We start from the raw sequence: 12,233 nt of genomic DNA on the forward strand, positions 1-12,233 counted from the left end.
TGGCGAAAATGAGCAGCAGCAGGAACGCCAGCACGAAGCCCATGCCAAGAAACATCAGGGTGAAGCCCTCGCCTAACAGCGCAGCATCAGTCATAAAATAGCCTTTGGAGGGGCGCAATAATGGCGTGATGAACCCGCGATAGCAGAGTGGATTTCCCCGGACCACATGGTCAGAAGCCTCTTTATCGCGGAATTTAATTCTCGCCACTACTGCGCAATATATTTAGCCAGGAGTTATTTAATAAAACTTACGTGCTGACAGATCTCATCAGCGACAATCTCTTTGCGCTGATTAAATATCACTTTATTCTGCTCAAACAGGTTATTTCCATGGGTATCGATCGACACAATAAGTGGGCCGAATTCTTTTACCCGGCAAACCCATAAGGTTTCCGGCATACCTAAATCACGCCACTGGGCGTCTTCAATTTCTTCCACACAGACCGCGGCAACCACCGCGCAGCCGGCCGGGAATACGCAGTGCAGCGCTTTATGTTCGGCGCAGCCTTCTTCGGTACCTTTGCCCATGCCGCCTTTACCGACAATGAGTTTCACACCGGTCTTAGCAATAAATTCTTTTTCAAATTTCTCCATACGCATACTGGTGGTTGGTCCAACAGAGACCATTTCAAATTTATCTTCTGTACCTTTAATCGGCCGCACAATTGGCCCGGCATGTAATATCGCGCCGCCGGCAACGTTGACCGGCAATTCGCGACCGCCTTCAATTAAACGACGATGAGCAACATCACGACAGGTAACAATATGACCATTAAGATAAATAATATCGCCCGCTTTAATATCAGCTAAATCTTCATCTTTAATTGGCGTAGTAAGTATTTTTTTAGTCATCAGAAAGCCACTCCTGTGTGAGACGTAATGGTGTAATTCAAATCTTTATCGAAAACGATATGTCCTTTGCGGTGCGACCAGCAGCCGACGTTGACCGCCACGCCAATAGTGGAAGGGTGGCGTGCGGTATTTTCGATATTGACGCCCATCACGGAGGTATTGCCGGACATCCCCTGCGGGCCAAGGCCAATTTTATTAATGCCGTCTTCGAGCATTTTCTCCAACGATGCGGCGCGTTCATTCTCATTGCGCGATCCCACCGGACGCATCAGCGCTTTCTTCGACAGCAGCGCCGCCGTTTCAACGGAAGTCGCGACGCCAACGCCAACCAGCAGCGGCGGACAGGCGTTCAGGCCATAGCTGGTCATCACATCCAGTACGAAACGGGTTACGCCTTCGTAACCGGCGCCCGGCATCAGCACCATCGCTTTACCCGGCAGCGAGCAGCCGCCGCCGGCCATATAGGTGTAAATGCTGCACTGGTCGGAATCGGGGACGATCTCCCAGAATACCGTCGGCGTACCTTTACCCACGTTTTTACCGGTGTTGTATTCGTCAAAGGTCTCAACGCTGTTGTGGCGCAGCGGAGAATCCACGGTGGCTTTAATCACCGATTCGCGCAGCAGCGCTTCCAGCTCGCCAATCAGCGGGAAATTAGCGCCGCACTCAACCAAAAACTGAATGACGCCGGTGTCCTGGCAAGAGGGACGATCCAGCTCTTTCGCCAGACGCTGGTTTTCAATCATGGTGGTAAAGATGACGTCAGCCAGCTGGCTGGTCTCTTTCTTATGCAACTCTTTCAGTTTTGCAGTGACGTCATCAGGCAATACTTTGCCGGTATATCCCACGAATTTGGCCATAATATCGGTCATTCGGGATATCTGTTCGCTTTTGCTCATAAAGGCTCCTTAGTCAGAACAGCGTCCGTAAATTACGGGTGAAAAGGGAAAAGAATTGGCAGCAGTACGAGGCTGACAATGGTAGAAACGATAATCAGAGGAAGGCCCGATTTGGCGTAATCGACAAACTTATAGCCGCCTGCCGATAGCACCATCATGTTGGCGGGCATACCGATCGGCGTCGCGTAGGCGCAGGAACTGCCGATTACGGTCGCCATCAGAACCGCTTTCGGATCGGCGCCCATTCCGGCCGCGATCGACAAACTCACCGGTACCAGTAGCGCGACGGTGGCGGTATTGGACATAAAATTGGTCATGATGACGGACAGCGCAAAGACCACCACCATCAACATGAACGGGGAAGAGTTCTGGCCCAGCATGCCGATGACATGATCGGCAACCAGCTTGCCAGCACCGGTCATTTCCAGCGCTTTTGCCAGCGCCAGCGTGCCGCCAAAAATGAAAATAGTCTGTGAATCAATCGCCTTATAGGCCTGCTTTTCCGTCAGCACGCCGGTAAACACCAGGACTAACGCACCGATACAGCCTGCCACCGTCAGGCTAATGCCGGTCTGTTTCTCAAAAATCATGCCGAGGATCGTGGCGATCAGCACCACCAGCGACAGGATCTGTTTCCAGCGCGGAACGTGGCTGTAATCACGCTGTTCGCCGACGCTACCGACTTCACCGCTATTCGCGGTAGCAGGCAGAAATTTATAGCCGATAGTCAGGAAATAGAAGATGCCGCAGAGCAGCATCGGTAAACCCACTTTCGCATACTCAAAGAAGCCAAAGCCGCTACCGATATTCTGCAACGCCGATTGCGCGATCAGGTTGCCGGGCGCGCCAATCAGCGACAGGTTGCCGCCGAGCGCGGCGGCAAATACCAGCGGCATCAGCAGACGCGAGCGGGCAAAACCCGATTTCGCCGCGACGCCAATTACTACCGGGATCAATACCGCCGCCGTACCGGTGTTGGAAAGAAAACCCGACATCACGCCGACGACCACCATGATGGTGAAGATCAGCTGTTTTTCGGTTTTGGCGAAGTGAGTGATCACCCCACCGACTTTATTGGCCATCCCGGTTTCAAATAACGCCCCGCCGACGATAAACATGGCGACAAAAAGAATGACGTTGGAGTCGATAAAACCGGCAAAAGCTTGTTTTAGATCCAACACGCCGGTGAGCACTAACGCCACGCAGACCACCATGGAAGTCACTGCCAAAGGCACCTTCTCCCAGACAAACATGACGATAGCGAACACCAGCAAACATAAGGTGATGGTAATCGGTTCCATATTTATAATTATCCCTATCAATGATATATGATATTGTATCCAATATTGAAGAGGGAGAAATTATGCCCATGCAAAAAGTAAGTCAATGCGTTTTTAAACAAAGATCGCGCAGTGCGATCTGCATCAAGATCCTCTGCAGATCGTCACAAGAGATGATTAATAGCGTTGATGAATACGACTAAAACCAACAGGCTTTAGCGCTATACAGAGGTTTCGGGAAGGTATCGCGTGAGCATATTTTCCATTGAGCGAATAATATGCTCGCGCATGCGCTGACGCGCCAGTTCTTCATTATGCTGTTCAAGTGCCTGTAAAATCTCCTTATGTTCGCGAATGGAGATAGCGGCGTATTCTGCTTCGGTGACCTTGTGCCCCATCGACAGTCCGTTCCACATATTACAGAGCAGCATCTTCATTTTTTCGTTGCCCGCGGCGTTCCAGATCTCCATATGGAAGGCCTGGTTCAGGTCGGAATATTCAGTGAAGTTATTATCGGCCAGCGCTTTTTCCGCCGCATCGTGTACCCGGGCAATGGACGAAATATCCGTGCCGGGACGGGAGGCTTTCGCCACCGCCTCACTTTCCAGCAGCGCGCGAATTTCATAATGCTCGCGAATCGTCTGTTCGTTGATCCCCAACACCACCGCGCCTTTATTAGGGCGGACTTTAATCAGGCCATCGGCGGCTAAAATCTGAAACGCTTCGCGCACCGGCATGCTGGAAACGCCGACCATCCGGGCAATGCCTTCGAGAGTTATCTCCTGCCCTTCCACTAAATCCCGCGAAAGAATCGCTTTGCGTAATACCGCAGCGACCTGCTCTTTCGCCGAAAGAAGCTTAATTTTCCCTAATTTAGGCTTCTGCACTTTCCCAATCCTTCATATGTTGACGCATAATTTCCGCAAGCATGAGGAAATAACGCTGTGTTGCCTGAGCAATATTGCCCACATCGCCGCGGCTAATGGCTCCAGCCAGTTCATGTAGTATCAGTGCCGATTCCTGGCTATCGTCTTTCAGATACAGGATGACATAAGAAATATATCCATCCAAAAATTGCTGATACGCCTTCGCCAGATAGCGGTTATCGAGATAAGAAATCAGCAACTGATGAAATTCCAGTTCGCGAGTTTTGTCGCCAGGCTGCGCCAGCGCTTGCGCGCGCCCGAGCAGCAATTCCCCCTGGTTTGCCGGCACGAGAGTGAACAATTCGGCAGCCATCACCGCGATCACGCGAAAAATATGGCTAACATCATCGGGCACCAGCTTTGATACCTGCATATGACGGTTAGGCAAGCGCACCAGAAACCCCTCTTGTTCAAGAGACTGCAACGCTTCTCTAACCGGCATACGTGAAAGCCCTAGCTGCTCAGCAATACTCTCCTGCGCCAGCTCATCTCCCGGTTTTATCGCTCCGGAAAGAATTTGATAGCGAATGATTTGCGTAATGTGGTCCCTGGTCTGCTTTCTTTCGATCTTTTTCACAACGTCCTCATTGCGTGGGGCTTAAGACGCGGGGATTTTAGCAGATTTAGCCGCCAGGCGGCGCATTCGGCAGGGAGATGAGGCGATAAAAAAGCCGGAACGACGGTTCCGGCTTTTCTGCTAAGGAGATGTTACTTGTTGACGAAATCCTCGCCGAGGGCGATATCTTTCTTCAGCGTATCCAGCATGCCTTCCAGCGCCTGCTGTTCAAAAGCGCTGAGTTTACCGATAGACTGACGCTCTTCCACGCCATTTTTGCCCAGCAGCAGCGGCTGCGAGAAGAAACGGGCATACTGGCCGTCACCTTCGACGTAGGCACATTCAACCACGCCTTTTTCACCCTGCATGGCACGCACCAGTGAGAGCCCGAAACGCGCAGCCGCCTGGCCCATCGACAGCGTCGCCGACCCGCCGCCCGCTTTCGCTTCCACGACTTCCGTCCCGGCGTTTTGAATACGTTTGGTGAGATCCGCGACTTCCTGCTCGCTAAAGCTGACGCCAGAAATCTGCGACAGTAAAGGCAGGATAGTGACGCCAGAGTGGCCGCCAATGACCGGAACTTCAACCTCGGTTGCCGACTTGCCTTTCAGCTCGGCGACAAAAGTATTAGAGCGAATAATGTCGAGCGTGGTGACGCCAAACAGTTTGTTTTTATCGTACACGCCGGCTTTTTTCAGCACTTCGGCGGCGATAGCGACGGTGGTATTTACCGGGTTGGTGATAATACCGATGCAGGCCTGCGGACAGGTTTTTGCGATCTGCTGCACCAGATTTTTAACGATACCGGCGTTAACATTAAATAAGTCGGAACGATCCATGCCGGGCTTGCGCGCGACGCCGGCGGAAATCAGCACCACATCAGCGCCTTCCAGCGCCGGGGTTGCATCTTCACCGGAGAAACCTTTGATTTTTACATCTGTGGGAATATGACTTAGATCTACCGCCACGCCCGGCGTAACCGGAGCGATGTCGTACAACGAGAGCTCTGAACCTGAAGGCAGTTGGGTCTTAAGTAGTAGGGCAAGCGCCTGGCCGATGCCACCAGCGGCGCCGAGGACTGCAACTTTCATCCTAAACTCCTTATTATGGTTAATTTACACCCTGAATAATTCGAGTTGCAGGAAGGCGGCAAGAGCGTGAATCCCCAGGAGCTTACTGAAGTAAGTGACTGGGGTGAACGATTGCAGCCAACGCACATGCAGCTCGAAGTATGACGGGTATAGTCTTTCGTTATTCCGTCGCCTGGACCTTAATTCACAAGATGAACAATTACAATAATTATGGCTGAAGAATGCGGGGTACGCGCAATGATGCAGCAAATTCGCATTTTTCTTCCTGAGACTGGCCATCCAGCAAAGCCGTAGTACCGGATCGACTATTGGTTACAATACACCCAGCTCGCTCGGCAAAACAATATCAATTTCATAACATTTATTTCACTTTTACAGCAATTTACCCGCTGTGATGCAGGCATGTTCCTCATCAGGGTTATTTGCTAAAATATGCGCCTTTCATAACATTATTTACGCTATTCCTTTGCGGATTATTTGCATAAAAATGCACTTGTATGCATAATGATGTTGTTTTTACCACCATAATCTGGGTGACTTATGCGTAGTTCGGCAAAACAAGAAGAACTGGTTAAAGCGTTTAAATCGCTGCTTAAAGAAGAAAAATTCAGCTCGCAAGGCGAAATCGTTCAGGCGCTGCAGGAAGAAGGTTTCGAGAACATCAACCAATCGAAAGTTTCCCGCATGCTGACAAAATTTGGCGCCGTTCGCACGCGTAACGCCAAAATGGAAATGGTCTACTGTTTGCCTGCCGAACTCGGCGTGCCGACGACCTCCAGCCCGCTGAAAAACCTGGTGCTGGACATCGATTATAACGATGCGGTGGTAGTGATTCACACCAGCCCCGGCGCGGCGCAGCTGATCGCACGCCTGCTGGATTCCTTAGGTAAAGCCGAAGGTATTCTGGGTAGTATCGCGGGGGATGACACTATCTTTACCACCCCTGCCCGCGGTTTTTCCGTTAAAGATCTCTACGACGCGATTCTGGTCCTGTTCGAACAGGAACTCTAAACGCTCCCCCTCTGGTTCCCGCCAGAGGGTTCTTCCCCGCAAAACGCTCCCCCTCACACCTTCAAATAATGCAGCATTTTTTTAACATTTAGTGTGGTTTTCCACCTCTATACATTCCTTTACCGAATGATAACGGCTAAAGCGCACAAAAGATCAAAGCGAAATATCTATTTGATTTAAATATAAATAATCATGATATTCACCCCATGAATGACATTTCTAATTCTTATACGTTATAAAAACGACATTTCTTGGAAATTATTTACACTGAAAACAATTAGCATGGTATTAATATTTTTAGTGATTAGTGTATACTTGATTTTGTGATGAGGGTCACGAAACAAAGCCCCCTAATAATAAAATTCGACGAGGTGAACATCATGAAAATCAAAACCACTGTAGCCGCACTCAGCATGCTATCCGTACTGTCCTTTGGCGCTTTCGCCGCTGATTCAATCAACAGCACTCAAGCGGAAAGCCGCCAGTCACTGGGCACCGTATCTATCGGCGCGGTAGGTTCTTCCCCGATGGATATGCACGAAATGCTGAACAAAAAAGCACAAGAAGAAGGTGCTTCTTCTTATCGCATTATCGAAGCTCGCACCGGCGACCACTGGCACGCCACTGCTGAACTTTATAAATAAGCTTTAACGATTGTCGGTCATTAACTGAAACAGTATCTCTTCAGCGGCCTGGGTTCATACGAAATCTCCCGCCGCTGCACAAATGGTTGGAGTAAAGATTATGAAAAGCGCAATTATCATCGCATCCCTGGGTCTGGCATCTGTTCTCTCTTTCGGCGCAAGCGCAGCCGTACAGCAAGTGAACGCCGATCAAGCACAAAATCTGCAACCAATGGGCACTATCTCTGTATCTCAAGTAGGTAGCGCGCCAATGGATATGCGCCAGGAACTGGCGGCTAAAGCCGAGAAAGAAGGCGCCAGCAGCTACCGCATTATTGAAGCTCGTACCGGCGACAGCTGGCACGCGACTGCTGAGTTGTACAAATAAACCCTCGTCGTCTTATCCGACGACTTGCCCCCGCCCTGCCGGGGGCTTTTTTATGCCCAACGGGCATTGAAACGTAGTAGTCCTTCCAGCTCCTCTTCCGCTTCATCGAACAGCAAAATTAACGCGCCAAAGCGACGACGCTGTTTTTCATCCAGATGAACAAATTCAATCTCCAGCGGGAACGGTAAGCTCCCTCCCGTCACCGCGCTCCACAGCGCGTCGAGGTTATCCACCTGCTTATCCGGTAGCGCGAAGGCGCGGGAAAACTCGCGATAGAAATCCTGTTGCTCAGCTATTTCATCAAAATCAAAGGTATAAATAGTCATTGCCCGGCGCCCCTTAAGCTCTGTCCCTCTACACCAAATAAGTATAGCGATAAAAAAACCGACGCCGGGGCGTCGGTTCGCAGCTTAGCTGTTGGTGAGCACGTGCTGATATTTCTTCAGCATATCGACCAGCCGTCGCACCGGCTCAGTGACCTGGGGCGACGCCTGCCAGTGAAGGAGTTTTTCCTGATAAACATCAAGCTCTTCCAGCAGACGGGTAAAGTAACGGCGGCGCTTATCATCGCTGCCGGCGGAGATAACGTGATCGGCGGTTCGCCGCAGCTGGCGGTGGAAGGCCGACAGATCCTCGTTTACCGGCACCGGGGCATCGCGTAGACGCTGGTGCGCAATAATCAGCGTCAGCGCCAGCCGGAAGCGGGCGATATCGCCGGGAAACTTGTTCAGCAGTAAAAATAGCTGTTGATACAGCGCCGGCAAATGGTTCTCTTTACGCCGGGCGCTATTCGTGGTCAGCGAAGAGACCGCCGCCGAGACGAACTGGTTCAATAGCACCCGTCCGGTGCGGGCCTGCGAGTTATCACGCACTAACAGAATCACCATCAGCGCGAGGAAACAGCCGACAATCTGCCCCAGGGCGCTATCGAGGAACTGGCTAAACTGGAACTGCATCGGGTTATCCAGCACCAGAATATTGATGGTGCTCGCCAGGGCCCCAAGCGATCCCAACCGCCGCTTTTGTACCTCAATGCCGATAAAGAACGCCATCGCGGCAAGGCTGATACACAGTAACAGCATGCTCTGCTGCGTCGCAGGCATGACGACAAGGAAGAACAGCGCGCCGAGCGGTAGAGCGGCAAGGGTGCCATAGAGGAAGTCTAAGGCCACCATCCTCGGGTTAGGCAGACGCATCGCCAGCGCGGTCACCACGGCAATCATAACCATCGCCCCGCTACCGGATGTCCAGCCGGTCCACAACCAGAACAAGGTGCCGAGAATACACGAAATAGAGGTTCGCCAGAAATTGACCATCGCGTGGTGACGCTCGGCGGACTCAACCTTCACCACCGTTTCGCCGCGTAAGACTTCATCTTCGATACGGCTGATTTTGGTATTGCCGACCACGCCGCGCTTCAGCAGCAGGTAACGCGTCGCCGCGCCGACCCAGCTATAAATAGTGACCGGCGTATTGTGTTCACCTTTCCATGTCAGGAAGCGGCGCATACGCTTAAGCTGTTGATGCACATCCTGTACCGTTTCCACTGGCTCCGCGAACAGCTCGCGGTAGTCGTCAGTCACCATCTCCGGACGAGAGTTCTGAATCAGATAGGTTTCGCAGGCCTGAGTAATCAGCGTCAGCGATAGCGTGTTGATCGCCTTTAGCCGCTGGTTTACCTTCGACCAGCGCGAAGATTCCATGATCAGATTGCCGCGCATTCCTTCCAGTGCGGCAGTACGTCGCACCAGCGCTCCCCAGGCTTTGTCCACCACCTCGCTATCGCCATGGGCGACACAAAGCTGCATCAGGCGATACTGATCCAGCAGCAGGTTATCCAGTTCGAGGTCGATCTCTTTTTTGATAGAACGCGGAGAAAATAGCAGGTCAGCGACGATGGCGCTGACGATCCCGATGACGATTTCGCTGCAGCGCTCGACGGCAAACTGCGGCGCCAGCATCGGGTCGGTATGAATGGTGATGATGATAATCAGCGCCGTATAACCCGCCAGCCCCCAGGCGTAGGAGTTTTCGACCTTCACCAGCGAGGAGATCCAGGTGCAGAAACCGGCCCAGAGACAGCAGACCAGCATCATCAATAGCGGCGCGCGGATCATGAGGATGATGATCGCCAGCGCGGCAATACAGCCGATAAACGTCCCGGCAATACGCAGCATCCCGCGGTAGCGAATCGCCCCGGAATAGGGCTCACCGCCAGCGGCAAATGCCGGACCGGCGGTCACGATAGCCGCGGTCAATACGGCCCAGCGCGGCGTCTCAAGCTGAAAATGAAAGCCGACGAACAGCGCCAGCACCACCGCGCATGCAAGCTTAATGGCAAAGCGGAGATGCCGGGGAGCAATGGTATAGGTCCCCATGGCGATTAACCAAACTCACGCAAGCGCATGGCGACTTTCTGGAAGAAGTTGGCCTGGCTGGCGTCGCGATCTTCTTTGCCGGTGATGACAACGGTCGCAGTGGTGCCCGACGGCCAGAGGTTGCCCTGCTGCTGGTCAAGACGGATACGTACCGGCACGCGCTGCGCCAGACGTACCCACTCAAGGTTGGAGTCAACAGAAGCCATGCCTTTCGCATCGCTGCTGCTGCTGGCGTTGGTTACGCCCGCGGCAACGCTGTCGACGGTACCTTTTATCACCTTACTACTGCCGAGCGGGGTGATTTCGGCGCGGTAGCCCGGACGCACGCCTTCCAGCTTGGTCTCTTCCAGATAGGCCATCACGTAGAAGGTATTTTGTTTCACCAAAGCGACCGCGGTCGAACCGCGGGTGATGAATTCGCCGGAGTAGACGTTCAGGTTGGTCACCCAGCCATCGGCAGGCGCACGGATAACCGTACGTTCAAGATCCAGCTTGGCTAAGTCGCGGCTGGCCACCGCTTTCGCCAGCTGATGCTCAACGGTTTGCAGTACGTTGTTGGCCTGGTCAATCTCTTCGCGCGACATGGCCTGCACGCCGAGCCTGTTACGGCGCCCGGCTTCAACGCGTTTTTCCTGAGCCAGCGTCTGGTAATAAGAGACGTCGGCTTCCGCCTCCGCCAGCGCTTTTTGGTAACGAGGTTGGTCAATAACGAACAATACCTGGTCTTTCTTAACCAGTTGGTTATCCTTGACATTCACTTGCGAAATGAGCCCCGACACGTCCGGCGCGATGGCGACGATATCGGCGCTAAAGCGCGCATCGCGCGTCCACGGCGACGCGGTGTAGTACACCCATGCGCGAAAAATAGCGATAAACGCCAGAATAACCAGTATCACAGTGATGGCAGTACGCAGGATATTTCTTGTTAGTGTTTTCACATCGACCTCAAACGAACAAGCGCGATATCAGATAAAACAGACAGCAATACAGCGCAGTATTAAACAGTGCAGGGTGCCAGACAAAATCATAAATACCGGTCGGAACCAGCAAACGGTGCACCAGCCAGAAGATGGCTAGCGACAATAGCAGCTCAAAGAAGATCGGCGGAAACGATAGGCCGAAAATCACTATGACAGGAAACAGACTCATGATGACCTTGATAAGAAGCGTACAGGTGGTAGCGTGATGCGTTTATTATGTAGCTAACTATATATTAACGTAACAATTGCAGCCTTATCTATAATATGTGATCTAAATCACTTTTAAGCCAGAGTGAATAATGGAACGACTAAAACGCATGTCGGTGTTCGCCAAAGTGGTTGAGCTGGGCTCTTTCACCGCCGCCGCACGCCAGCTCCAGATGAGCGTTTCATCTATCAGCCAGACCGTTGCTAAACTGGAAGACGAGCTTCAGGTAAAGCTGCTCAACCGCAGCACCCGCAGCCTGGGCTTAACAGAAGCGGGTAAAATTTATTACCAGGGCTGCCGAAGAATGCTCTTTGAAGCGCAGGACGTCCATGAACAGCTGTATGCCTTCAACAATACCCCTATCGGCACGCTGCGCATCGGTAGCTCTTCAACTATGGCACAGAATGTGCTGGCGCGCATAACCGCCGAAATGCTCAAAGAATATCCGGGTTTATCGATTAATCTGGTGACCGGCATCCCCGCGCCGGACCTGATTGCCGACGGCCTCGACGTGGTGATACGCGTCGGCGCATTGCAGGATTCCAGCCTCTTCTCGCGGCGGTTAGGCTCAATGCCAATGGTGCTCTGCGCGGCGAAAAGCTATCTTCAGCACGCGGGATGTCCGGAAAAACCAGCGGATCTTGCCAGCCACTCGTGGCTGGAATATAGCGTACGGCCAGATAATGAGTTCGAAATTATCGCCCCGGAGGGGATCTCAACGCGCCTGATCCCACAAGGACGCTTCGTCACCAACGACCCGATGACGCTGATCCGCTGGCTGACTGCCGGCGTTGGCGTGGCCTACGTTCCGCTGATGTGGGCGATCGACGAGATCAACCGCGGTGAACTGGAGATCCTGCTGCCGAGCTATCAATCGGATCCGCGACCGGTCTATGCGCTATATACCGAAAAAGATAAGCTGCCGCTGAAGGTGCAGGTATGTATTAACTATCTGACGGATTATTTTGTCGAGGTGGCGAAGATCTATCAGGGAATGCACGGGCGCGGGATGACCCGTTAACTGACATCCCGGCAGCGGCA

Annotated in this window: 14 protein-coding genes and 1 pseudogene; 4 read left to right on the top strand and 11 right to left on the bottom strand. The window is 52.5% G+C overall.

All coding sequences use genetic code 11. From position 1 onward, the window contains the following. From PGR09_RS23750 to mdh, 7 genes and pseudogenes are all read right to left on the bottom strand, one after another. A pseudogene (locus tag PGR09_RS23750) lies at positions 1-94 on the bottom strand (oxaloacetate decarboxylase gamma chain); the annotation flags it as partial. 140 nt (positions 95-234) lie between these two features. Then, positions 235-852: a L(+)-tartrate dehydratase subunit beta gene (gene ttdB / locus PGR09_RS23755; protein ID WP_015703618.1), complete on the bottom strand. Its 618-nt coding sequence runs from the start codon at positions 850-852 to the stop codon at positions 235-237. Next, positions 852-1,751, bottom strand: coding sequence for a L(+)-tartrate dehydratase subunit alpha (gene ttdA / locus PGR09_RS23760; protein WP_045397212.1), 900 nt, complete (start codon positions 1,749-1,751; stop codon positions 852-854). The genes ttdB and ttdA overlap by 1 nt, the downstream gene beginning before the upstream one ends. Before the next feature lie 32 nt (positions 1,752-1,783). Further along, on the bottom strand, positions 1,784-3,052 hold the full coding sequence (locus PGR09_RS23765; RefSeq protein ID WP_213293005.1) for an SLC13 family permease: 1,269 nt from the start codon (positions 3,050-3,052) through the stop codon (positions 1,784-1,786). Between the two features lie 200 nt (positions 3,053-3,252). Next, positions 3,253-3,918 (bottom strand): GntR family transcriptional regulator, encoded by a 666-nt coding sequence (locus PGR09_RS23770; RefSeq protein ID WP_045397216.1) that lies wholly within the window; start codon positions 3,916-3,918, stop codon positions 3,253-3,255. After that, a complete protein-coding gene (locus tag PGR09_RS23775; protein WP_047047146.1) occupies positions 3,905-4,534 on the bottom strand; it encodes a GntR family transcriptional regulator in 630 nt (209 codons plus the stop codon). The genes PGR09_RS23770 and PGR09_RS23775 overlap by 14 nt, the downstream gene beginning before the upstream one ends. Before the next feature lie 131 nt (positions 4,535-4,665). Beyond that, on the bottom strand, positions 4,666-5,604 hold the full coding sequence (mdh, locus tag PGR09_RS23780; RefSeq protein WP_045397222.1) for a malate dehydrogenase: 939 nt from the start codon (positions 5,602-5,604) through the stop codon (positions 4,666-4,668). A 540-nt stretch (positions 5,605-6,144) separates the two neighbouring features. On the opposite strand from mdh, the gene argR reads away from it, so the two are divergent. From argR to yhcN-B, 3 genes are all read left to right on the top strand, one after another. Continuing rightward, a complete protein-coding gene (gene argR / locus PGR09_RS23785; RefSeq protein ID WP_015369474.1) occupies positions 6,145-6,615 on the top strand; it encodes a transcriptional regulator ArgR in 471 nt (156 codons plus the stop codon). 380 nt (positions 6,616-6,995) lie between these two features. Then, positions 6,996-7,259 (top strand): peroxide/acid stress response protein YhcN, encoded by a 264-nt coding sequence (yhcN, locus tag PGR09_RS23790; protein ID WP_015369473.1) that lies wholly within the window; start codon positions 6,996-6,998, stop codon positions 7,257-7,259. A gap of 100 nt (positions 7,260-7,359) precedes the next feature. Continuing rightward, a complete protein-coding gene (gene yhcN-B / locus PGR09_RS23795) occupies positions 7,360-7,626 on the top strand; it encodes a DUF1471 family stress response protein YhcN-B (protein WP_015369472.1) in 267 nt (88 codons plus the stop codon). Positions 7,627-7,676: 50 nt separating this feature from the next. On the opposite strand, the gene PGR09_RS23800 is transcribed toward yhcN-B, so the two are convergent. The 4 genes from PGR09_RS23800 to aaeX all read right to left on the bottom strand — a co-directional run bounded on the left by PGR09_RS23800 (position 7,677) and on the right by aaeX (position 11,153). Continuing rightward, positions 7,677-7,952 carry a barstar family protein gene (locus PGR09_RS23800; protein ID WP_430916564.1) on the bottom strand — a complete coding sequence of 92 codons (276 nt, stop codon included), beginning with the start codon at positions 7,950-7,952 and terminating at the stop codon, positions 7,677-7,679. Between the two features lie 84 nt (positions 7,953-8,036). Continuing rightward, positions 8,037-10,004 carry a p-hydroxybenzoic acid efflux pump subunit AaeB gene (gene aaeB, locus PGR09_RS23805; RefSeq protein WP_015369470.1) on the bottom strand — a complete coding sequence of 656 codons (1,968 nt, stop codon included), beginning with the start codon at positions 10,002-10,004 and terminating at the stop codon, positions 8,037-8,039. A 5-nt stretch (positions 10,005-10,009) separates the two neighbouring features. Further along, positions 10,010-10,942 (bottom strand): p-hydroxybenzoic acid efflux pump subunit AaeA, encoded by a 933-nt coding sequence (gene aaeA / locus PGR09_RS23810; RefSeq protein WP_045397228.1) that lies wholly within the window; start codon positions 10,940-10,942, stop codon positions 10,010-10,012. Between the two features lie 7 nt (positions 10,943-10,949). Continuing rightward, positions 10,950-11,153: a p-hydroxybenzoic acid efflux pump operon protein AaeX gene (gene aaeX / locus PGR09_RS23815; protein WP_002918640.1), complete on the bottom strand. Its 204-nt coding sequence runs from the start codon at positions 11,151-11,153 to the stop codon at positions 10,950-10,952. Positions 11,154-11,283: 130 nt separating this feature from the next. Between aaeX and aaeR the strand changes: the two genes are divergently transcribed. After that, positions 11,284-12,213, top strand: coding sequence for an HTH-type transcriptional activator AaeR (gene aaeR / locus PGR09_RS23820; protein WP_015703623.1), 930 nt, complete (start codon positions 11,284-11,286; stop codon positions 12,211-12,213). The last annotated feature ends 20 nt before the right edge of the window (positions 12,214-12,233 follow it).

This window comes from Klebsiella sp. 141251 (assembly GCF_050600725.1).
GTDB classification, from domain to species: Bacteria; Pseudomonadota; Gammaproteobacteria; order Enterobacterales; family Enterobacteriaceae; genus Klebsiella; species Klebsiella aerogenes.